Source organism: Candidatus Eisenbacteria bacterium, assembly GCA_005893305.1.
Classification (GTDB): Bacteria; Eisenbacteria; RBG-16-71-46; order SZUA-252; family SZUA-252; genus WS-9.
On record VBOZ01000030.1, the window covers coordinates 36,119 to 58,147 of the forward strand.

Sequence of the window (22,029 nt, forward strand, 5' to 3'; positions counted from 1 at the left end):
TTGTGGAACAGCTAGTTGGTGCTTGGGCGGACTTCCGGACGCTACTTCACCACGATGTTCACGAGGCGGCCTGGGACGTGGATCACCTGAGCCACTACCTTGCCTTCGGTGAACTTCCTTACCTTGGCGTCCTCTAGGGCGGTCTTCTGGATGGCCTCCGTGGGAGCCCCTACGGGGACTTCGACCTCGGACCGGACCTTCCCGTTGACCTGCACCGCCAGGCGCTCCAGATCGCGCGCCAGGGCCTCCTGGGAGGTCGCTGGCCATGGTGCCTTGAAGATCGACTCGGCGTGTCCTAGGCGCTCCCAGGCGCCCTCCGCCGTATGTGGGGCTAGTGGGCCCAGGAGCCTGGTCCCCAGATCCACGGCCTCCGCGACCTCGGGGGCCAGCATGTCACCCCCGGTGGCATGGTAGTCCTGGACCGCGTTCACTAGCTGCATGAGGCCGCTGACCGCCGTGTTGAGGTGAAGCCGGTCCATGTCGTCCAGAACCTGGGTCGCCACCTCATGGACCCGGCGGCGTAGGTCGCGGGCGGGACCGGCGGTGGCCCAGACCCCGGCGACCCGGGCGGTCGCGGGACGTCTTGCGGCGGCCTTATCCTCGGTGGCCCCCAGGAATTGGTCGACCATCTTCCAGTACCGCGTAAGGAAGCGGTACGCCCCCTCGACGCCTCGGTCGTTCCACTCGGCGTCCTTCTCGGGTGGGCCGATGAAGAGCGTGTAAAGCCGCACCGTGTCGGCCCCATACCGCTCGATCAGGGCGTCCGGGGCGACCACGTTTCCCTTGGACTTCGACATCTTGTGCCCGGCCTTGGTGATCATCCCCTGCGTGAAGAGGCGCTCGAACGGCTCGGCGAAGGAGACCATCCCGATGTCCCGGAGGACCTTCACGATGAACCGCGAGTAGAGCAGGTGGAGGATGGCGTGCTCGACTCCCCCGATGTACTGGTTGACCGGGAGCCACCGATTCACTGCATCCGATGAAAACGGACCATCTTCCATCTTTGGATTCAGAAATCGCAGGAAGTACCAGCTCGAGTCGACGAACGTGTCCATGGTGTCGGTCTCGCGCCGGGCCGGACCGCCGCATTTCGGGCACTTCGCCGCCAGGAACTTCTCGTTCGAAAGCAGGGGCGACTCCCCTGTCGGCTTGAACTCCACCTGGTCGGGCAGGAGTACCGGAAGCTCGGACTCAGGAACCGGTTGTACGCCGCACTTCGCGCAGTACACCACCGGGATCGGGGGTCCCCAGTACCGCTGCCGGGAGATCAGCCAATCGCGGAGCCGGTAGTTCACGTTGGCCGCCCCGACCTTCTTCTCAACCAGGGCCCGGATCACCGCGCGCTTCCCCTCCTCGCTCGACACCCCATCGTGGGGGCCCGAGTTCACGAGGTTGCCTTCCCCTTCGTACGCGCTCTTCCCGTCGAAACCGCCGCCGGTCTCGGGCCGGATTACCTCCACGATCGGTAGGTCGTACCTGCGCGCGAACTCGAAGTCGCGTTGATCGTGCGCGGGGACGGCCATGATCGCGCCGGTGCCGTAGCCCATCAGGACGTAGTTCGCGACCCAGACAGGGACCGGCTTCCCTGTGAGAGGGTGGACGGCCGCGAGTCCCGTCGCGAAGCCTTCCTTCTCCGTCTCCACGGCGAATCGGTTCTCGACCCGCTGGCGGCGCAGGCGCTCGACGAACGCGGCAGCCTCACCGGGCAGCTGGCCCCCGTCGTGGAGCTTCTTGACGAGCGGGTGCTCCGCGGCGAGCACTACGAACGTCGCCCCGTAGAGCGTGTCGGGCCGCGTGGTGAAGACCTCGATCGGCTCCTTCGAGCCGCTCACCTCGAAGCGAATCGAGGCGCCCTCGCTCCGGCCGATCCAGTTCGCCTGCATCACGCGGACCTTCTCGGGCCAGTGCGTCAGCCCTTCCAGATCCCGGAGCAGCGCCTCGGCGTAGGCCGTGATCTTGAAGAACCATTGCTCCAGCTCGCGCGTCTCGACCTGTGAGCCGCACCGCTCGCACCGCCCGTCGACCACCTGCTCGTTGGCCAGGACGGTCCGATCGGTGGGACACCAATTCACGGAGCTCTTCGCCCGATATGCGAGCCCGCGCTTGTAGAGCTGGAGGAAGATCCACTGCGTCCAGCGGTAGTAATCGGGCAGGTAGGACGCGATCTCGCGGTTCCAGTCGTACACCAGGCCCCACGAGATCAGCTGCTCCTTCATGCGGGCGATGTTTCGCTTGGTCCAGATCGCGGGGGGGATGTTATTGGCGATCGCCGCATTCTCGGCCGGCAGCCCGAACGCGTCCCACCCCATCGGCGAGAGAACGTCGTATCCCTGCATGGTTTTCAGCCGCACGACGACGTCGCCCAGGATGTAGTTTCTCCCGTGGCCGACGTGGAGATCTCCGGAGGGATACGGGAACATGTTGAGGCTGTAGAAGGGCCGCTTCGCCGACATCGGGTCGCGAATCTCGAACAGGCCCTCGTCGCGCCAGCGCGCGCGCGCGCGCCGCTCCATATCGCGGAACGGGTACGCGGTTCGGTCGTGCTCTTCGACGGGGGTAGGCGACGAGGCCGGGGTCTTCTCGCGCGCGTCAGACATGGCCGGCATCCGTCAGTCCGTGCTCCACGTAGTCCCGAATCTCCATGTCCCGAATCTCCCCGCGCTTCAGCGCGCGGTCCGCTTGGTACACGACGTGGAGCGCCCTCCGGGCCTCCGCGGGCCGAAGCGCCGGCCCACCACTGGTACCGCCCTTCCGGTAGCTCCCGTAGGAGGGTTGAGGGTCGAGCGCTGCCAGGGCGCGCTCGGCGATCGCCCAGAGGCAGCTTGTTCCCCCGACGCCCTCCGCATCCAGGGTCGCCGCCTCGGCGCGCGCGCGGGCCGCGTCTCCCGAAAGGACGGCCGTGGCCCACCGCTCCGCGGATGCTCCGCTGCGCGCGCCCGCGAGGACGCTGAGGGCCGAGGCCGGTACGCTGCCGTCCGCCGCCGCGTGGAGCCGGAGCTTCTCCATCTCGCGGCTCAGCGCGAGAAGATTCGGGGCGTGGGCCGCGATTGCCTCGGCGGCGCCCGCTGGGAGGTGAAGCGATGCCTCTCGAGCCAGCTCCCCCACCCAGCGGCGTGTCTCCGCGGGTCCCGCTTCGCATGCGACCACCGCCGCCTTCTCGGCCAGGGATTGCAAGAGCTTCAGCTCCGAGATCTCGCGGGTCGTTGTGACGAGGACGCGCACGCCCTCCCCGCTCCCGTCGACCCAGGCCAGAAGCGCCTCTTCGGTCGCCCGATCGATCTTCGATCCCTCGCGGATCCAAATTCGCCGTGCATCGCTGAAGAGCGAGATCGAGGTGAGGGTCGCGGCCAGCTCCTCCGCGGAGAGATCGTCCCCTTCCAGGCGGGAGAGATCGGCCCCTTCGTCGGCGGCCCCGGCGCGGAACGCGGCGACCACGCGGTCTCTCAGGAAGTCATCGCTCCCCGCCGCGAGCGTGAGGGGAGGGAGTCCCGAAGCTGGACCTGCCAGAAGCCGCTCGGCCTGCGGGACGTCGAGCCGGGCTCCTCGCCGGATCACCATGATGCCGCCCCGCGCCTCACCATCCTTGGACGGTCCGGCTGACGATCTGGTCCGCGAGCTTCTGGATGACGTCCCTCCGGCCGTCGACCTCCGTCTTGGCGGGCTCGGAGCCCACGGGCACGACGCTGTAGGTGGTGCGGACGGTCAACGCATCCTCCTTCCAGATCTCGCGGTTCTTCACCTGGTCGTGAAGGCTCACCTTCACGGCAAGTAGTATTTCATACTGGGTCGCGACCTCCTGAGACGTATAAGCATAAACGCGATTCCGATAGGAGAGAACGGTGCCGCGCAGGACCGTATCGGCGTCGCGCTCGCGTTCGGAGGTAAGGCGTCGGTCGGCTTGGAAGGAGTTGATCAGGGCCTGGGTGATGTCGTCGGCGAGGCCATGCTCCACCGTGTTGTTCGCGAAGGTCGGGATCGCGATCGTGTGGATGTATGAAGGGAGGACGCTCGAGACGGTGTAGCCGCAGCCGGGCGGGCAGGCGACGAGGACCACGAGGAGCGCGCCCAGCCAGCGGCAGCTAGCCGAGGTCGCTCGTCGTGGCATCGTTGAAACCGTAGAGCTTCATCCGGTAGCGAAGCTTGTCGCGCTTCATCTGGAGGAGCGCCGCCGTCCGGCTCTGATTTCCCTGCGTCCAGTGAAACGCGCGCTCGATGGCCTGACGCTCGACCTCGCCCAAGGCGCTCTCGAGATCGATCCCCTCTTCTGGGAAACGCCCCGACTCAATCACCTCGCGGAGACTCTCCAGACGGGAGCCGGGTCGGGCCGTCGGCACGGCGATCGCCGCGTTCAGGTGCTGGGCGAGGATTCGATCCCCCTGGTTCAGGAGGACGATCCGCTCGAAGAGATTGCGAAGCTCGCGGATGTTCCCCGGCCACGGATAGGCGATGAGGATCCGGTCGGCTTCGGGATCGATCGATTGAAAGCTCTTGTTGAAGGCACGATTGAACTGGCTCAGAAAATGGTTCGCGAGCGGGAGGATGTCCTCGCGGCGCTCCCGAAGCGCGGGCACGCGGATCGGCACGACCTTGAGCCGGTAGTAGAGATCTTCGCGGAAGCGCTGCTCTCGAACCATCGTGGCCAGATCCTGGTTCGTCGCCGAGATGACGCGAACGGTCACGGTGATGTCCTTCGTTCCGCCGACGCGCTTGAAGGTCATCCGCTCGAGGACGCGAAGCAGCTTCACCTGGATCGTGAGGCTCATCTCGCCCACTTCGTCGAGGAAGAGCGTGCCGCCGTTCGCGAGCTCGAGCAGGCCCTGCTTCTGCTGGCGCGCATCGGTGAACGCGCCCTTCTCGTGCCCGAAGAGCTCCGATTCGAGGAGCTCGCGGGGGATCGCGGCGCAGTTCACCTCGAGCATGGGCCGGTCCCGCCGCGCGGAGAGATCGTGGATCCAGTGCGCGATCAGCTCCTTCCCCGTGCCGCTCTCGCCCTCGATCAGAACGCTCGTCGAATCGCTGCCCGCCACCTGGTCGACGATGTCGTAGACCTTCTTCATCGCCGCGCTCTCGCCGCGGACGAAATCCTTGGAGAACTTCTCGATCCGCTCCTTGCGGTGGTGGCGCACCTCCCGCCCGAGCTGCTGGGAGGAGAGCTCGCGCTCGAGGACGAGGAGTAGCTCGTCCCGGATGGGCTTCCCCTTGGTGAGGTAATCGCGGGCTCCCAATCGCATCGCCTGGACGGCCGTCTCGTGGTCGGGCTCTCCGGTGAGCATGACCACGATCGAGTCGGGCCACTGCTCCCGGATTCGCTGGAGCAGCTCGATCCCGGTCATGTCGGGGAGCCGGATGTCGAGGAGGACCAGCTCCGCGGGCTCGCGCTCGAGCGCTCGAATGGCGGCCTGGCCGGTCTCGGCCGTCGTGACCTGGAACCCCTCTGCTTCCAGATCGCGCGGCAGGAAATACCGGATCGTCTCGTCGTCATCGATCAGCAGGATGGAAGCCTTGGCCATCGTCCGGAATCCTCAGGCGGGGTTCATGGGGAGCAAGATCTGGAACCGCGTTCCCTCGCCGGGCCGGCTTTGCACCTCGAGCGAGCCGCGATGCCGCTGGACGATAGCATGCGCGACGAAGAGGCCGAGCCCTGTTCCTTTGGGGCGCGTCGTGTAGAACGGATCGAAGATCCGCGGCAGGTGCTCGGGCGCGATTCCCGCCCCCGTATCTTCCACCTCGATCACGTGGCCGTTCCCTTCGGTGCGCGCCCGGATCGCCACCCGGCCGCCCGCGGCGGTGGCTTGAACGGCGTTCTGGATCAAGTTGAGCAGGACCTGCTGGAGCTGATCGGCGTCCGCCGTGACCGTGGGCCATGTATCGGCATGCTCGAGCTCGATCGTGACCCCCGCCTCCTCCGGAGCCGGCTTGAGGCCGCGGAGCACCCTGCCCGCCACCTCCGCGAGCGTTACCGCCCCGAGCTTCAGATCCCGGGGCCTGCTCGCGGTGAAGAGATCTTGGATGATCGTGTTGAGCCGTACGACCTCGCGCAGAATGAAGGACACGCTCTCGTTCCGCTCGTCGCCCTCCGGGAACCCGCGGCTCAAGTACTGCACTCCGGTCGCGATGCCGGTCAGCGGGTTCCTGATCTCGTGGGCCACGCTCGACGCGAACCGGCCGAGCGCGGCGAGGCGGTCGAGCTGGCGGATCCGCTCCTCCATGCCCTTGATGCTCGACACGTCGACCAGGGTGGCGACCGCGCCGCGGACCGTGCCCTCGGCGTCGCGGAGCGGGGCCGTGGAAACCTCGACCGGAGACGACGTCCCGTCGGGTCGCGAGACCTGGTGCTCCCTCCCCTCCTCGGTCCCCTGCTCGAGGCTTCGGATCAAGGCGTCGTGCCACGACCGTCCCCGGAGCGCGGGCGCCGTGGGTTGGGCCTGGACCTCATCGCGAGAGAGCCCGATGATCGCCGCCGCGGCCCGATTCCATGCCAGAACGTGCTCCCGGGCATCGATGGCGACCACGCCGAGCGGAAGGTTCTCGATTACCTCGTCGCGGAAACGCGCCTCGAAGTCGAGGGCCTCCTTGAGACCGAGGCTGACCAGGATCGCTCCCAGTGACGGAACGACCGCCTCGAGCGGGGCGATCCGGTCGGGAGCGTCGGGGCCTTCAACCCCGAGAAGACCGACGACGTGCCGAAATTCACAACGGCCGCAGGCCCTGTGCCCCCCGGCCATCTCCTCGAGCGGCGCCCCCGAGAGCGCGCAGAGCGCGCCGGTGGAGATCGTCCCGGGGCACGGTGGAAGCTGATCCGTGAACCGGTCGGGGGCGAGCTCCCCGCGGATCGGGATCGGATGCCACGGTCCCCCACCCCGAGATCCGGTCGGGCCGACCCAGAGCGGGGAGCTTCCCCGCCCAAGCGCGACCCATTCGAGCCAGTCCGGCTGGAGCCATTGCGCGTGGACCCGCTCGGGACGCACGTCGACGATCGCAGGATCTCCCGGCACGTAGAGGGTGAACGCGGGCGGGTTCCCGTCGACAACGCCGAGCCAGAGGCGCGGCTCATCGAGCGCGCGCGCGAGGTAGTTGACGAGGATTCGGTACGACTGCCCCGGCTCGGCGCCGAGCGCCGCAAAGGCCATGAGCTCGCCGAGGCCCTTGAGCTGCACGCGGGTCGCGAGCTCGCGCCGGAAGTTGCCTTCGAGGTCGCGAAGGAGAAGCTCGACCAACGCCTCGAGGGAGAGCGGGTCGGGGCCGTCCGGAGCGCCGGGCTCAAGTCCCGAGAGCGGGGGCAGCCCGCAGAGGAGACGGATCTCCTCGGCGCGGCGCCAGAGGCGCTCGTACGCGGCGCGCTGGGTCTGGGTCGGGCGTGTGGGCGTTCTCACGGGCTGGGGGGGCCGGGCCCGGCGGGGGCGTCGCCCGAACAAAAGCGGGAGGCTCCCTCTGCGGGTGTTGACCCGCGCGCACGCTAGCATCCGGCGCGGACGGGGGTCAAGCAAAAGGCCCGCCGAGGGGGCGGGCCATCTGGACGCCGAGTGAATGGCTCGTGCGGGCTCTCTAGTGCGCGCCTTCGCCGCGAGCGACGACCTTCAACGTGGCCACCATGATCTTGAGGTCGAGGAGAAGTCGGCGGTGCTGGACGTAATAGAGATCGTACTGGAGCTTCCGGTTCACGGTCTCGATCGAGGAGTCATACCTCGATTTCACCTGCGCGAGGCCGGTGATTCCAGGCAGCGCCTGGTAGCGCTTCGGATACTCCGGCAGCGATTCGACCAACGAGTGGATGAACACGGCGCGCTCCGGCCTCGGCCCGACGAGGCTCATGTCGCCGCGGAGCACGTTCCAGAGCTGGGGCGTCTCGTCCAGGCGGGTCTTGCGCAAGAATCGGCCCACGCGCGTCACCCGCGAATCCTTCGCTGCTGCCCAGATCGGTCCGGTGTGCCGCTCGGCGTCGACCACCATGCTGCGCAGTTTGTAGATCGTGAATGGCCTGCCGAAGCCGTCGGCTCTGCGCCGTTCGGTCCCGGTGGGCGGGCCGCCGTTTCGGGACCGGCGCCGATTCACTCCTATGCGCTCTTGCGTATAGAAAATAGGCCCCCGGCTGTCGAGGATGATGAGCGTGCCGATGATCGCGAGGACCGGCACCAAGATCACCATGCCGAGGCCCGCAACGATCAAGTCGAAGCTTCTTTTGAGTAAACGGCGAGGTGGTTCCGAGCGGTCTTCGGAGCGCTTGCGCCTGGCAATCAGCTCCGATGGAAGGATCATCATGCTCAACGCCGTCACATCCTATTCGTTGCGCCGGTGGCCTTGCTCTTGTGGCCTTAAGATCGCAGCCGTCTGAAGGACGGGCGAGAGCTTGGGCGCAACCCCTCACGCTGCACCGGCACCGATCGGGGCTGGGTGGTGGAGATGACGGTGAGACTTCGCGGGGCCAACGCGGCAATACCGCGCCTTCGCACGCCCCCCACCAACGAACGAAGTCTACCAAAGCAGGCGGCGGGTTTCAAGGGCGATGGTATCTTCCCTTGACTGTTCGTGTTACAGCCATGAAACGAGAAGGCGAGGGGGGCAATCTCCCCCTCGCCTTCCGTCAACAGTGCGACGTGAAGCGTCGCTCTTTGTTTACTACTTCTGAGCCAGGTCTACGACGGCCCGGAAGGACATGCGTTGGAGCGAGGCCGCCATTTCGTCGGCCTTCCCCTTCGAATTCATTCGCGTCAGCGTGATCGAGTAGCCGCCCCGCCTCGCATCCTTCTCGATGCGGGCATCCTTTGTCCTGAAGCCGAGAAGATCGAGTGCTTTGATTTCGGCCTGCGCGGTCTCCTTCGAGGAGAACCCGGGCAGCACGATCACGAAGTCCGAGAACGCCGCCGGAGGGGCCGAGGCCGCCGGAGATTGGGCGATCGGGCTGGGTGTCGGCGTCGCGAGTGCCACCGTCTTCGGCGTTACTTCCGTCGCCTTGACCGGCTTTGGCTCGACCGGCTTGGGTACGACCTCGGCGATCACCGGAGGACCGGTTGGTGCCGGCGGCGCGGGCTTCTTGTCTTCAGGCCTCTTCTTCGGCTTGGGCTCCTTCTCGGTCGCGCCGCTTCCGAAGCTGTATCCGAACGAAAGCCGGTGCACGTCCGCGAATTGATTGTCCGGCGTCATCGCGTAGTCGATGTTCATCTGGCGGAAGTTGATTCCAAGGCCGTACGACATCCCGTTCCCGGGGTCGTCCCCTGCTCCGATCTCACGGCGATAGCCGAGACGAAGCGAGATGTTCGGGTGCGCCCTGAGCTCGGCGCCGACCCTCACATCCTTGTAGTAGTCGCTCGGCATGTTGTAGTCCGTCGCGAGGAGCACGCGTCCTTCCGCGACGGAGCGGCTCAGGCCGAGCCGGAGCTGATGCGGGAGTGGGTACGAGGTCGAGCCGTCGAACGAGAGGCTCGGGCCTATGTTCTGCTCCACGACGCCGAACGAGGTGCCACGCCACGTGGCCATGGCGCCGAGATCGACGGCCGGTCCCATCGCGGAGACCGAGGCCAGGTTTTGGCGGATCGCCTTGACGTTCGCTCCGACCGAGATCCCTCGCGCCAGGTTTCGCGCGAGGCCAATCGTGAAGGCCATGTCGTAGACCTTGAAGTCACCGGTAGGATTTCCGAAGGCATCCGTGCCGTTGATGCTGGGCAGATGGAAATAAGCGAGGCTCACCGATCCGACGCCGAGCTTGGGGCTGAGTGGCCGCGCGTAGCCGAGCCACTCGTACTTGAGGTCCTGAAGCCACGCGGCGTGCATGGCGCCCACCTGCTGTTGCTCGAGCGACGCGAGGGCGGCCGGGTTCCAGTACTGAGCCATGATGCCGGCCGCGGACCCCACCTGCGCGCCACCCATTCCGCTGGGGCGGCCCCCAATTTCGAACTGCAAAAAGCTGCCCGAGTTGCCGCCGACGGAGACGTCTGAGTACGCTGGGCGTACGCCCAGGTACAAGGTTGAGGCGAAGAGGCTAAGGGCGAGGAGGCCCGTGGAGAGTGGGCGCCTCGCTCTCAAAACCCCTGGGAGTGGCCTTCGCATGATGTTTTCCCCCTGGCTGCGGTCCCGTTCCCGTAGTTCTCCCCGACGCGGTGTAGGACATACGCGGGGGGACGTAGGCGTGTTTGAGCAGGTACCGTGCCGGAGCGGAATCTCATTCCGCACGCTCGAACAGTGGGAAATCCGTGCAGGGGCAATCGTCTGGCGAGGAATTCTGATCGCGGGCAGATCGCATCATTCATCGGACGAACTTGGCCAGCAAAATGCGAACGCCGAATGGCAGGAAGAGGCCGAGGGGCTGGTGCTGCTGCGGGCGCTAGAAGCGAACGCTAACGGCTATGCCTGCCGCGCTTGGACTCAGAATCGGGGCGATGGAGGACGTCTTCGATGCGGGCGCCGCCGTGGGCGTAACGGGCATGACCATGGCGTCGAGTAGGCTCAGAACGTGAAGTGCGACCGTGGCCGTCACGAATCCGCGGCGGAGATCGTCGCTCGCCTGGAGATTCCGGCGCGCCTGATCCACCTCGAGCTGGCTCTGGGCCTGTTGCGAGGGCGCGGCGTTGCTCAGGTCGATCTTGGCCCACTTCAAGTCGGTCGCGTCCTGTTGAACCTTGTTGTCCGCGACGACAATGCCCGCGCCTGTGACGAGAGCCACTCCGAGCCAGGCGGCGGCGCGGGTCCGGTGATTCGCGAACTCCTGCCCCGCTCCAGGGAGGAATAACGAGCGCCAGACGGCACCGCCACGGGTCACCGTGGGCACGTCCAACGTCAGGCGAGTCGGGGTTGTTTCCCTGAGATCGATCCGGGATCGAATCCAGTAATCGAATGCGGAGGCGCTCAGCACCGCCGCCCCATATACGACCCAGGCGTCCCGGAACCGTCTCGCCTCCTGAGCGCGATCAAGGGCCAGCCTCCCGACGTCGTCGAGGCGCCTACGATAGGTGAAGTGCGAGACGCCGGCCATGACCAGGGCGCTCGTGCCGGCGATCCCGAGCGCTGCGCCGCGCGCCTGGTGACCGCTCGTGATGTCCGGGAGGCCGGGATAGTTCAAGCCCCTCAGGATGAGTCCTGGCGAGATCCCCCGCGGCTCCGACGCCACGGACGGTAGCGCTCCGTTGGGGATGTAGATCGCCCCCTGCGTTCGAGAGAACCCGGCCCCCTGCACCACAATCTTGTAGCGGCCGCTGATCGACGCGGGGATGTCGATCGGCGTGCGTCCCGTGATGCCGGATGAGCCGGAGAGGGACAGGATCGCGCCCTTTGGCTCCGTGACCAGGGTCAGGACCCCTGCCCCCCGAACCTTCGAATCGGCTGAGGCCTGGCCAGGCTTGGGGGTTTGGCTTCCCCCCTGGGCCTGTCCTGACGCGGGATGCGGGAAGGAAGCGACGAGGGCAGCGAGGACGAGTAGACCAGCGTTTCTGGAGCGAATCATGCGCTCAGACCATAGGGTGCTACGGTCGGGGTGTCAAGGCGGCCGGGCAGGGCGGGGCGAGCCTTCAAGTGATGCGTCCAGGTAGCGGCTCAACATATTTGCACGCACTACGTTACATAACCGTCAGATATCCTCGTCTGGAGATGGGCGGCTCCGGAAGCCACCCGGGACCAGCCGATCTACCTGAGCCGAGTACCGGCGGCAGACCAGGTCCAGCAGCGGCAGGAGCGGCCGGCGGGCGATCCCCTCCCCTCCTGCCGGATCGCCGCAGAGAAGGAACGCATAGAGTTCCTCCTCCCGTGTGATCGGCGCGGCGGAGGTCGCCCGGCAGGCGGCGATCTGTGCGGCATTCTCCACGTAGATGGGGATGAACTCGAGATCGTCGGTTCGTCCCCGAAGCTGGATGGACCGGCCGGTCCGCATGAGCTCCCTCGCCAGCGGGTCGGAGTCCCTCACGGACACGGCCGGAGCCGGGTCCAGGGTGCTCGCTACGACGACAAACCGAGCCTGTTGCTCGTCGGCAAGGAAGAGCGTGACCGGATCCGCCCCGACCAGCTCGCGCGCGTTTGGAGGGATCAGGTCGCAAAGCTCGGCGATCGACCGGGTCGGTTGGACCGACTCCGCCGCGCGTGCCGAGAGCGTGTAGTACTCGCCCCGCCTGGCGAGCAGGTGGGGGTCGACCAGCCGCCTGACCCTGCGCTGCAGCCGATTTGACACCGCTAGAGCGGCGGTTCCCAAGGCGCCTCCGAGGGCGACCAGGAGCCAGAGGCCCCGCGCCACGCTCCACCCTGTGGCGCGGGTAATCGCGATCAGCGCGGTGGCGGCGACCAGGTATCCCACCGCGATCGTCAGCGACGCCGTCCTCGTAAGGGAGCGATCGGCCCGCCGCGTGCGCGCCTCCCCGATCCGACCGTGAATCAGCGATACCGGAAGGAGGAGTGAGAGGCACGCGATCGGGATCGCGCCGAGGCTCAGGTCGGCCGCCGTCACCCGGCCCGCCAGAACGCTGCTCACCGAGGCATAGGTGAAGAATCCGGAAGCAAGGAGGATCCCCGCGAGGCCGGGGCGAAACGCGTGGCGCTGCGCGCGTGGGAAGGTGAGGTACGTCGACTCGAAGCTCGCCGTGAGCAGGATCAGGTTGAGAAGGATCGCGACGAGCATCCCGGTGCAGATCGGTCGAAGCGGGAAGCTGGTTCCGTTCAGATCGAATGCAAGCGTCGCGCGCGGCGGGAATGCGCCGACCGCGACAAGACCGCAAATCGAGAGGAGTGCCTGCGCGACGATGTAGTACCGCCAGCCGCCGAGCTGGCCGGGATTCGTCCCGACGCCGAGCGTGCGGGACAGGAGCATCCAGCAGAGGGAGACCGGGAGGGCGAGAGCGAGCGAGAGCTCGAACCACGATTCCCCGCCTGGGCCCAGGACGTCGTAGATCGCCCGTGCCCAACCGAACTGCAAGAGCCCAAGGGAGGCCAGCGCCGCTGCGGCGATGAGGGATGGGTATCGTCCCGGGCTCATGAAGACCAGGAGTCCTCCACCGAGTATCGCGAGGATCCCACCCGATACGAGGATGAGGATGTCGAAGCTCACCGGGCCCCTTCCCTCTCACGCGCGGGTGCCGGGGCGAGGAGGCCGATCTCACGCAATCGTGTCGCCACGCTTCGGAACGGGGCGCACGCCAGGATGCGCCGGATGATCGCCTCGGTGCGACCAAGCCGGGCATAGTGGGTCCAGGGGCCGCGGCTTGGTCCCACCGTGGGCTGCCCCGGATCGAGTTCCCAGGGGTGGACGTTCACGACGAGCGGCAGGTGCCTCCCGAGATGGTGTCGTGCCGCCTGAACGGAGACGACGGACGGCAGGAGCCGGAGATACGCCCCGGCCAGAACGGGAATGCGAAGTGGCCCCAACCCCACGGTGGGAAGAGGAAACTCCGCGAGCGAGTGCCGGGCGCCGCGCAGGACGCCCGGCCGGGTCGGCCCGTCCGGGTAGCCATATCGTCTCCGGCGAATCGGATAGACGCTCGAATCGTACTCGTAGCCGCATTCCGCCAGGACGTCGATCGCCCAGAGCGTCGATCGGTTGACGCTATAGCTCGGGGCGCGAAAGCCGATCACGGGGACTCCGGAGACATCCTCGAGGGCCGCCCTCGAGTCACGCGCGTCCATGCGGAAGGTCTCCGGAGTGAGCTCGGTGAGCATCTGGTGGAACATGCCGTGGGAAGCGACCTCGTGGCCCCGGGATGCGATCTCCTTCACGAGCGCGGGATGTCTACGGGCCACCCACCCCAGGGTGAAGAACGTGGCCTGGGAACCGGCCCGATCGAGAAGCTCGAGGATCCGGCGGGTGTTCTGCTCCACGCGCGACGGCCAGCTCTCCCAGGTCTCCCTCGGCACGATGTGCGCGAAGGCCTGCACCTGGAAATAGTCCTCTACGTCGACGCTGAATGCGAACGGAGCTTCGGGCACGCAGCCTGAAGCATACGTTTGGAGGGAGGATCGTGGAAGGACGAACTCGGCCGCGGCCGGTGCGGCCGCTCGCGCTTACGGCACGATCGCGAGTCGCGTGACCTTACGTCCGAGCGGAGTGTCGAGGATCGCGTTGTAGAGACCGGGAGCCACCTTGTTGCCGTGGTCGGACTGGCAGAGCCAGTCCACCGCTGTTTCCCCCGCGGGCATGTCTTCGTTGATCAGCTCGCTGATCAGGTGTCCGGTCAGGTCGTAGATCACGAGGCGAACTCGGCCCGAAGCGCCGCTGGCCGTGCCGGCCATGAAGCGGAGCGTCACTTTCCCGCTCGCCGGGTTGGGGTACCCGAGCAATTCCCCTGGGGCCGCGACAACGCCGTCCGCGGGTACCGAGACGTTGTACTCCGTCGGGGCGCTGTCATTGGCGCCGGCGTAGCTCGTCAGGCTGTATTTGTAGGCCTGACCGCTCAGGGCCGTGGTGTCGATCCAGGCTGTCTCCGTGATCGTCGCGGTGTGGATCAGGGTACCAATCGTGACGCCGGCCGCTCCGCGATATACGTGATAGCCGGTTGCGCCCCCGGTCGTCACCGCGTTCCACGTGAGGCGGACCCCTCCGGTCACCGGAACCCCGGCAAAATTCGCGGGCGTCGGGAGGCCTCCCCCGCCGGTGCCCGTCGACCTTGCCGCCACGTTCGAGTAGCCCGACCAGTTGGGCACTTCGTCGGCGGTGCGAATGACGAAGTAGTACGTCTTCCCCGAGTCGAGGCCGGCTACCGTGAACGATTCCTGGCTCCCGGCGATTCTGGGAGTCGGAAGCGTTCCTGCCGACGTCGCGGCGGACCACCAGGTGGCTGTGTCCGCGGAGGCGACCGTGGACTCCGAGTATCGCAGCTCGTAGTTGGCGGCCCGTCCGACGTTGCCGTCGTCGCCGGGCGCGGTCCAGCGGAGCGCGATCGAAGCCGCGTTCAATGCCCGCGGGGCAAGGAGCGCGATCGCGAGTGCGATCGCGGCTCCAAGCGTCCGCGGAACGAGGTTCAGGTGTCGATACCGCTTCTTACCGTGCATCGCGGTTGCTCATCCCCTCGAAGTCGGCCGAAGCGATCTGCTCGGTGGTCCAGGAGCCCAGATCCCCGTACGAGAGATCCCGAACCGGAGCGGGCGGGACCGTGTCGAGCGTCGAGCCGTTCACCACGTTGGAGAGACTCGATACGTTGCTTCGCTCGTCGGACGCCCGCATGGCCACGTAGTAGGTCTGGCTCGGCTGAAGGCCGGTGACCGTGTAGGTCTGGACCGTGCCCGCGACCAGCGGGGTCGGCTCACCGGTTACCGTCGTCGCGGAAGTCCAGTTGGTCGAGGTGATGGGTGAGGTGGAGTAGCGAATGTCGTAGGACGTGGCGGTACCCGTGTTGTTGTCGTCACCGGGCGACGTCCAGCGAACCGCGAGGCTGTTTCCGGTGGAGCCGGTGACCGACAGGTCAGCGATCGCGGCCGGGGCGGTCGCGTCGCCCGACGTGGTCACGACGGCCACGTTCGAGAATCCCGACCAGTTCGGCACTTCGTCCGCGGTCCGGACCACGAAGTAGTACGTCGTCAGCGGAGTGAGCCCGCGGACGCGCACCGAGTCCGTGGAGCCGGAGACGCCGGGTACCGGAAGGCCGGTAGCCTGCGTCGCCGCGTTCCACCATCCAAGCGTGTCCGTGCCCGTGATCGCGGCGTTCCGGTAGCGAAGCGCGTAGCTCGTCGCGCGTCCGACCGTTCCGTCGTCTCCCGGCGCGGTCCAGCGAAGCACGGCGGTCGAATCGGCCGCGGTCTGAGCGCGCGCTTCCGTCGGCGCGATCAAACACAGCAGGACCAACCCGGCCATGTACGCTGCAATGAGGTACCAGAGTGATGTGCTCCCGGCGTGGCCGGGGGTGGTGAAGCTTGCGGAGCGGTGCTGGCGCATGTTGTCCTCCCCATCCGGAGGGGCGTCCGGCTCCCGTAGCCAGGCCGCCACTGACCCCTGTGATCCATGGCGGTCCGGCCGGCGTGGGTCGTTTCCGGGCTTGTTCCCGAAGCCCGCGACCGTTAGCCCCGTGACTCTGCGCCCTGCCCTTTCAGACAGTTTGCTCTGAACATGGATTGCGGTAAGCCCTTCCCCGATTCGCTGTCGAGCACGATCCATGCCACACAACATGTTGCGTTGCGCATGGCCGCTTCGGGTCGTATCCGATGGGCTTCACGTGCACCTACATCGCGTCAGTGCTGTTGTGTGCAACGGGCACGGCCAGATTTGCAGTTGCGGACGGGCAGGACTGCACGAGGGGGGCGCCGATCGGCACCGGCCTCGGGGAGTCGTCTTCGTACGCGCGCCGTACGAGCGGGTACAGAAGGACTACATCAGGCGAGGCGAGTCCTACATCTCCTCAGGCGCGATCTCGCCCTCGCGGTTCTGGGGGGTGGGCCGACGCGATCTCTGCTTCACTGCATGAACGAAGTCTGTTCGCCACCTGGCGCCCCATCTCGCGAGACGCGCGAGTGCCGTGTCGTTGTACATATTGATGGTCGATAGCGCGCGGCTCCGCTTCGTCCATCGGCCCTTGTAGTGGCCGCCTCGCAGGAGGTCGACCTCCTTCAGTCCTTCTTCGGAGGATTCCCTGATGACCTCGTACAAGAGGAGATTTCCAGCGCCGTACTTTTCCCACGCCGGATCCATGCCCGTCTGGTAGGCGAAGGCCCGCCCGTGGCACTCGAAGCAGTACCAAGCGGAGAGAGGAACTCCGCGCTGGCGTAGGAATCGGAGCCGCAGCTGCCCCTGCTGCTGGAGCCGAACCGCGATATCCTCATGGAATCGGATCAGCCGCTCTCCCTCGAATACCGTGGCCCTCTTCAAGCTGGCAGCGCGCAGGCGGTGGAGATCGAACAGTTGTCGCACCGCGTTCTTGGCTTCAACCGGATCGCACTTCCAGTACTCCACGCCCATTCCGCCGAAAAGCTGGCCGGCCAGGCCCTCCAGGTGCTTTCGTTTCTTCTTCCGAAGGCTCATGCGATACGAGTCGAAGCCAACGCTCAGGTCGACGTAGGGAGCGGCGGACACGACCCGCGAGTCCACGGGAAACGGAACCGTGTTTCCCTCTGCCCATTCCAGCAAACGCGAATCCTCGGCGACGTGGGAGAAATGAAGCAGGTCCCAATCGCGGAATTCCCACTGCAAGTAGGTCCCGGCGGCAGCCAGACATTCGGCCGCGTCCGACGCGGACGCGATGAGGTCGATGTGGTCGGACCCGAGCTCCCGGCTTCCACAGTAGAGGAGCGTCCGTGTTGGGAGAGCCGCGTCCTCCACGATCATCCAGCGGGAAGCGAGGGGGAGGATCCCCACGAGTGTTTCCCCCCGATAGAAGTGGAGCAGCACGGGCTCGTAGGCGTCCCCGAAGTGCCTCCACCAGGCCTCGATCCATTCCCAGGTGGAGAAGGTCGACGGGCGGGCCATGGCCGCGACGAGGCCGTTCCACTCCGCGCGAATTTCACGGAGCCGGTCCACGTCAGCCCGCTCGACGCGAAGCATCAGGGCTTGGCTCCGGCCAGGAGACGCCGGTAGGTCGCGAGATGCGCGGAGACCATGGCTCCGATACTGAATCGCTCCACGGAGGCACGCGCATCCGCCCCCATGCGATCGCGGAGGTTTCCATCCGCGAGGAGAGCGCTTATCCGGGAAGCGAGCGCCGGCACGTCGCCGGTCGGGACGAGATAACCCGTCCTGCCATCCTCGATCAGCTCCTCGTTGCCCCCCACTCGGGTCGCGACCGGGGGGACGCCGCACGCCATGTACTCAAGCAAGGAGTTCGAGAACCCCTCGGATTCGGAGCAGAGGAGGCCGACGCGGAAGTGTTTCACGACGGGGATTACGTCCGGCAGGCTCCCGAGCAGATGCAGGAACGGGCGCACGCCGAGTCTCTCCGCCAGCGCCTCCAGGTCGGCCTCGAGCGTGCCTTCCCCGATCAGAACGAGGTGCGCCGATGGGTGATCGTGATGAGCCCTCGCGAATGCTTGGATCGCATCGGCGGGACGTTTGACGGGTCTGAGGTTCGCGACCATCCCGACGATTGGATCGTCCTTGCCGATCCCGAGCCGCTCCCGCAGGTCCGGCTGGGCCGGCTCGGCGATGCGGGGCGTGGAATAGCCGTTGTAGATCACCTCCACCTGCTTCGGCGGTACCTTTTCGTGCCGAACGGCGTGATCCGCCACGGCGCGGCTGTTCGCGACGATGCGATCCACAAACGGATTGGCCAGGCGCGCCAGGAATAGCTTGGCGGGAGAGTACCAAAGGCCCATGTCACGCCTGGAGACGATCACCTTGCATCCGCTAAGCTTGGCGAAGATGGGAACGATCAGGGCCGCGTCATTGAAGAAGACGTGCACGAGGTCGATGCGCTCGCGACGCAGGAATTGCGCGAAACGGATCAGGCGGATCGGGGTCTTCACGCTGAGAACGCGCCCGACATCGAGCGTCGAAATGGGGCAGATCCGACTCCCCTGCTCCCGCGTGAACGGGGACGGTCGAAGCACGGCGAGCCGCGGGGATTCCCCGGCGCGGGCGAGACCCTGGATCAATTCCAGGAGCTGGCCCTCCGTGCCGCCGTTTGGGTGCTCGTAGTAGTCGATGACGAAAAGAACGTTCATCGATCCGGGGTCACCAACCAGGCATCCCGCTAACCCGCATCCGGAAGAGAGCAAGCGAGTCGTACCGCCCGACCGCTACCCGCGGGACCGCGAGGTCGGAATCCCCTTTTCTCCAGAGCCCCGGTCGCGTCGCCTGGCTGCTGTCAAAGCCGCACTCCCGGACGATACCCGCGATCTCAGGGGTGAACATTCCGTGCGGGTAGGCGAAGTGCCGAACGGACTTTCCGGTCCATTCTTCGAGTAGTTTCTTGGATTTGAGGACGCTATCGTGCACTTCATCGTGGGAGAGCAGGGGTAGGACTTCGTGCCCGTGCGAATGGGCACCGAACGTGACGAACCGGGACCGCGCCATTTCTTGGATGTCGGGAACGGACAGCAGTGGAAGCGGCGGGAGTGTCCCTTGAACGCCCGCCTGGCGTAGGACGTCCAGGACCGCCGGATCCAGATCCGCGGGGGGAAGCCCCTTGAGGTCGGCGAGGGCGCGTTGAATCTCGACCCATCTGCTCTCCCCCTCGCCGGCGTCTCCGGGCCGGTATGTCCCCAGCCCCCATGCGCGAAGGTCGATCTCTTCGGCGCCTTCCGACAGAAGGGCCGCGATAACGCGGTCGAACCAATGGGAGGTATTGCCCTCGATGGCTCCCGTGGCGACAAAAATCGTAATTGGAATCTCCAACCTCTCAATGAGGGGCCAGACGACGTCCCGGTTCCCTTTGTATCCGTCATCGAAGGTCACTGCGGCCATGCACCGCCTGCCCCTTCCGGGTTCCCGCATCCGGCGGAGCAGCTCGTCGAGGCTCAGGATATCAAACCGCTCGCGGAGATAGAGCATCTGGGCCCGAAACGCCGTCTCTCGAACCACGGTCCAAGCGTCATGAGGGTCTTCGTCCGGCAGGATCTCATGATACATGAGGGATGCCGTCTGGACTTGCGCCCGCGCAGCTCGCGAGAGAGCGAGCAATGGCTCGAGCGCCACGATGGGGGCGAGACGGTTTCGCGAGAGCTTCACTTGGTTTTCTCCTGACACGCGTCGGGCGGGATCTGCCTCGAACGTACTCTGATCGGGCCTTCGGCGGGGCAATGGATCACCGTCGACGGGTCTAGGGGCAGAGGCGGAGAAAGGGTGGCGGTTCTTAGGGCAGGAGGAGGAGCCGCTCACGCACCCGGGAAGACCCGACCGTTCCGAGGACTTCGTAATAGCCCGGGGCGACCGGGTTCCCGGAGGTTGCGAGCCGATCCCAAGTGATCGACGTGATGCCCGATGGGTAGGTCGTGTCGGCAACGTCGGCGATGACATGTCCGTTCAGATCGTAGACGCGAATTCGGACTAGCCGCGGCTCCGTGCCGCCGACGCGGAGCTCGAATCGTATCGGGCCGGATGGCGCAGGGTTTGGAAAGGCACGGAGATCCGATGCTTCTTCGGTGCCCGGCGCCAGAGGTGAACCAGGAGGCGGAGGAGTTCCCGTCGTCTGCGCCGAGCCGACATTCGAGTAGCTGGACCAATTGAGAGCTTCGTCCGCGACCCGAAGCACGAAGTAGTAGGTTGTTCCGGGAGAGAGGCCCGTCACGAGCACGGAATCGAGGGCGCCGGGCATCGAGGGCTGGGGTACACCAATCACGTGAGTCGCCTGGTTCCACCACGCCGCGATCGAGCTGCCGACGGGACTTGTCGAGTACCGGAGATCATACTGCCACGCCTGTCCGTTCGATCCGTCGTCTCCGGTCGCGGTCCAGGAGACCAAAAGCGTGGCGTCCGACTGAGCCGCGGCTGGAATCGCGCAGCACAGAGCTACGATCGCCAAGCTCAGAGCGGCAAGCGTGCGCCGCGCGCGTCGTGTCGACGTCATGAAGGAGTCCCCCAAGTGGAACAACTCCACATCAAGATCGGCACCGGTGAAGCGCCTTGCAACTTTTTCCGGCTTCTCAGCGGAGGATGGTGAGACGGGTGGTTGTAATCGTCCGGCCGTCGAGTTGTGCCCGCACGAAGTACGTCCCCGAGGCAGCCCGCTGTCCCGAGACGGTCCGGCCGTCCCAATGGAGCGCACGCACGCCACGCGGCGCCCGCTCGTCCACAATTACCGCGACGACCCGTCCATGGAAGTCATAGACGATCGCTGAAACGTGTCCCTCCCGCGCGACCGTGAAGGCAAATTCGGCGCGGTCGTGAATTGGGTTGGCGCTCCGGAGCCTGAATCCGGTGACAAGCTCCCCGCCGGTGTCCCCCACGCCCGTAACGGGCGCCTGTGAGACGTTCACCACCACGTCACCCGATACCGTCGCTCCCATCGGGTCGGTGACAAGTACCGAGACGGTGAACGGCGTGGGCGCGGTCACATCCGGCGGCTTGAACGACACGGTGGCACCTCCGCCCGTGAGCGTTCCTGCGCTCGCGGTCCACGCGTAGAAGAGCACCGACTCGGCATCAGCGTCTGTGGCATCTACGGTAATCATACAGCTCTGCATCGAGTTGATCGAGTTGGGGTTGGCTATCGGTCCCGACGCAAGCTGCGGAGCCGTGTTGTGCTCCCGCCTCACATTGACCATGACGTGGCCGGTCGTTGTGCCACCATGTCCGTCGCCCACCGCGAGGGAGATCGTGACGTCGGTCGGCGTATCCACCGCGGCGGGGGTAAAGGTGATGCTCGATCCGCTCCCGGAGAATGTTCCCCGGCTGGCCGTCCAGCTATAGGTCAGTGCGTCACCATCCGCATCGGTCGCGCCAGCCGTGATCGCGCTCGTTTGCAAATCGGTGATGGAGTCCGGACTCGCTGCGGGCGCGGTCATGATTTGGGGTGGCGCGTTGTGTTGGCGCGAGACCTTGACCGAGGTGTTGCCGGTGGTGGTTCCGCCATGGCCGTCGGTCACGGCGATCGAGAATGTAAAGGTCGTCACCGTGGGCACCCGTGGCGGTGTGAAGGTGACGCTCGCGCCGCTCCCAGTGATGCTGCCGCCGCTTGGCGTCCAGGAGTATGTGAGGGCGTCCCCTTCCGGGTCCGTAGCGGTCACGCTAAGGGTGCTAGTTTGCATGTCGGTGATGGAGTCTGGGCTCGCCGCGGGGCCCGAAGTGAACTGAGGTTCGGTGTTATGTCGCGTGACCTTGACCGAGGTGTTGCCCGTCGCCGTCCCGCCGTGCGCATCGTCGACGGTGAGCGCAATCGTAAACGTCGTGGTCGAGAGCACGGCCGGCGGCGTGAAGGTGACACTGGCGCCGGCCCCGGTGATGCTGCCGCCGCTGGGCGTCCAGCCATAGGTCAGCGGGTCCCCTTCCGCGTCCGTCGCCGTCACGCTGAGGGTGCTCGTCTGAATGTCGGTGATGGAGTCGGGGCTCGCGGTCGGACCGGCCGTAATTTGCGGCGCCGTGTTGTGGCGCGAGACCTTGACCGAGGTGTTCCCCGTCGCCGTTCCGCCGTGGCCGTCATCGACGGTGAGCGCGATCGTGAACGTCGTGGTCGAGAGCACCGCCGGCGGCGTGAACGTGAC

Annotated in this window: 16 protein-coding genes and 1 riboswitch; all 16 genes read right to left on the reverse strand. The window is 66.3% G+C overall.

Annotation, left to right across the window (positions count from 1 at the left end):
* Positions 1 to 41: 41 nt before the first annotated feature.
* Complete coding sequence (locus tag E6K79_09900; protein TMQ63547.1) at positions 42 to 2,606, reverse strand: leucine--tRNA ligase; 2,565 nt, start codon at positions 2,604 to 2,606, stop codon at positions 42 to 44.
* Entirely contained in the window at positions 2,590 to 3,558 is a 969-nt protein-coding gene (locus E6K79_09905; GenBank protein ID TMQ63548.1) for a hypothetical protein, read from the reverse strand. The genes E6K79_09900 and E6K79_09905 overlap by 17 nt, the downstream gene beginning before the upstream one ends.
* 16 nt (positions 3,559 to 3,574) lie before the next feature.
* Positions 3,575 to 4,105: a hypothetical protein gene (locus E6K79_09910; GenBank protein TMQ63549.1), complete on the reverse strand. Its 531-nt coding sequence runs from the start codon at positions 4,103 to 4,105 to the stop codon at positions 3,575 to 3,577.
* A complete protein-coding gene (locus E6K79_09915) occupies positions 4,080 to 5,510 on the reverse strand; it encodes a sigma-54-dependent Fis family transcriptional regulator (GenBank protein TMQ63550.1) in 1,431 nt (476 codons plus the stop codon). Before E6K79_09915 ends, E6K79_09910 begins: the two co-directional genes overlap by 26 nt.
* A gap of 12 nt (positions 5,511 to 5,522) precedes the next feature.
* Positions 5,523 to 7,463 carry a PAS domain S-box protein gene (locus E6K79_09920; protein TMQ63551.1) on the reverse strand — a complete coding sequence of 647 codons (1,941 nt, stop codon included), beginning with the start codon at positions 7,461 to 7,463 and terminating at the stop codon, positions 5,523 to 5,525.
* An 82-nt stretch (positions 7,464 to 7,545) separates the two neighbouring features.
* Entirely contained in the window at positions 7,546 to 8,259 is a 714-nt protein-coding gene (locus E6K79_09925; GenBank protein ID TMQ63552.1) for a sugar transferase, read from the reverse strand.
* 357 nt (positions 8,260 to 8,616) lie between these two features.
* Positions 8,617 to 10,044: a PorV/PorQ family protein gene (locus E6K79_09930; GenBank protein ID TMQ63553.1), complete on the reverse strand. Its 1,428-nt coding sequence runs from the start codon at positions 10,042 to 10,044 to the stop codon at positions 8,617 to 8,619.
* A 274-nt stretch (positions 10,045 to 10,318) separates the two neighbouring features.
* On the reverse strand, positions 10,319 to 11,434 hold the full coding sequence (locus E6K79_09935) for a hypothetical protein (protein ID TMQ63554.1): 1,116 nt from the start codon (positions 11,432 to 11,434) through the stop codon (positions 10,319 to 10,321).
* A 123-nt stretch (positions 11,435 to 11,557) separates the two neighbouring features.
* A complete protein-coding gene (locus tag E6K79_09940; GenBank protein TMQ63555.1) occupies positions 11,558 to 13,021 on the reverse strand; it encodes a GAF domain-containing protein in 1,464 nt (487 codons plus the stop codon).
* A complete protein-coding gene (locus E6K79_09945; protein TMQ63556.1) occupies positions 13,018 to 13,896 on the reverse strand; it encodes a DUF3473 domain-containing protein in 879 nt (292 codons plus the stop codon). Before E6K79_09945 ends, E6K79_09940 begins: the two co-directional genes overlap by 4 nt.
* Before the next feature lie 75 nt (positions 13,897 to 13,971).
* Complete coding sequence (locus tag E6K79_09950; GenBank protein TMQ63557.1) at positions 13,972 to 14,958, reverse strand: hypothetical protein; 987 nt, start codon at positions 14,956 to 14,958, stop codon at positions 13,972 to 13,974.
* Positions 14,948 to 15,838 carry a fibronectin type III domain-containing protein gene (locus E6K79_09955; protein TMQ63558.1) on the reverse strand — a complete coding sequence of 297 codons (891 nt, stop codon included), beginning with the start codon at positions 15,836 to 15,838 and terminating at the stop codon, positions 14,948 to 14,950. The genes E6K79_09950 and E6K79_09955 overlap by 11 nt, the downstream gene beginning before the upstream one ends.
* Positions 15,839 to 15,903: 65 nt before the next feature.
* Positions 15,904 to 16,013, reverse strand: a riboswitch (cyclic di-GMP riboswitch).
* A 275-nt stretch (positions 16,014 to 16,288) separates the two neighbouring features.
* Positions 16,289 to 17,437 carry a GNAT family N-acetyltransferase gene (locus E6K79_09960; protein TMQ63559.1) on the reverse strand — a complete coding sequence of 383 codons (1,149 nt, stop codon included), beginning with the start codon at positions 17,435 to 17,437 and terminating at the stop codon, positions 16,289 to 16,291.
* Positions 17,437 to 18,552: a glycosyltransferase gene (locus E6K79_09965; GenBank protein ID TMQ63560.1), complete on the reverse strand. Its 1,116-nt coding sequence runs from the start codon at positions 18,550 to 18,552 to the stop codon at positions 17,437 to 17,439. Before E6K79_09965 ends, E6K79_09960 begins: the two co-directional genes overlap by 1 nt.
* A gap of 10 nt (positions 18,553 to 18,562) precedes the next feature.
* Entirely contained in the window at positions 18,563 to 19,846 is a 1,284-nt protein-coding gene (locus E6K79_09970; GenBank protein ID TMQ63561.1) for a hypothetical protein, read from the reverse strand.
* Positions 19,847 to 20,472: 626 nt separating this feature from the next.
* The coding region (locus tag E6K79_09975; protein ID TMQ63562.1) for a hypothetical protein at positions 20,473 to 22,029 on the reverse strand (1,557 nt) is incomplete at its 5' end.

Excerpts from the sequence above, each read along its gene's own strand:
- E6K79_09970 (TMQ63561.1), bottom strand. The coding sequence starts at position 19,846 with ATGTCATCGCCGACGTTGCCGACACGACCTACCCATCGGGCATCACGT.
- E6K79_09955 (TMQ63558.1), bottom strand. The coding sequence starts at position 15,838 with ATGCGCCAGCACCGCTCCGCAAGCTTCACCACCCCCGGCCACGCCGGG.
- E6K79_09915 (TMQ63550.1), bottom strand. The coding sequence starts at position 5,510 with ATGGCCAAGGCTTCCATCCTGCTGATCGATGACGACGAGACGATCCGG.
- E6K79_09925 (TMQ63552.1), bottom strand. The coding sequence starts at position 8,259 with ATGATGATCCTTCCATCGGAGCTGATTGCCAGGCGCAAGCGCTCCGAA.
- E6K79_09935 (TMQ63554.1), bottom strand. The coding sequence starts at position 11,434 with ATGATTCGCTCCAGAAACGCTGGTCTACTCGTCCTCGCTGCCCTCGTC.
- E6K79_09965 (TMQ63560.1), bottom strand. The coding sequence starts at position 18,552 with ATGAACGTTCTTTTCGTCATCGACTACTACGAGCACCCAAACGGCGGC.
- E6K79_09920 (TMQ63551.1), bottom strand. The coding sequence starts at position 7,463 with ATGCTAGCGTGCGCGCGGGTCAACACCCGCAGAGGGAGCCTCCCGCTT.
- E6K79_09900 (TMQ63547.1), bottom strand. The coding sequence starts at position 2,606 with ATGCCGGCCATGTCTGACGCGCGCGAGAAGACCCCGGCCTCGTCGCCT.
- E6K79_09905 (TMQ63548.1), bottom strand. The coding sequence starts at position 3,558 with ATGGTGATCCGGCGAGGAGCCCGGCTCGACGTCCCGCAGGCCGAGCGG.
- E6K79_09930 (TMQ63553.1), bottom strand. The coding sequence starts at position 10,044 with ATGCGAAGGCCACTCCCAGGGGTTTTGAGAGCGAGGCGCCCACTCTCC.
- E6K79_09960 (TMQ63559.1), bottom strand. The coding sequence starts at position 17,437 with ATGCTTCGCGTCGAGCGGGCTGACGTGGACCGGCTCCGTGAAATTCGC.
- E6K79_09910 (TMQ63549.1), bottom strand. The coding sequence starts at position 4,105 with ATGCCACGACGAGCGACCTCGGCTAGCTGCCGCTGGCTGGGCGCGCTC.
- E6K79_09950 (TMQ63557.1), bottom strand. The coding sequence starts at position 14,958 with ATGCACGGTAAGAAGCGGTATCGACACCTGAACCTCGTTCCGCGGACG.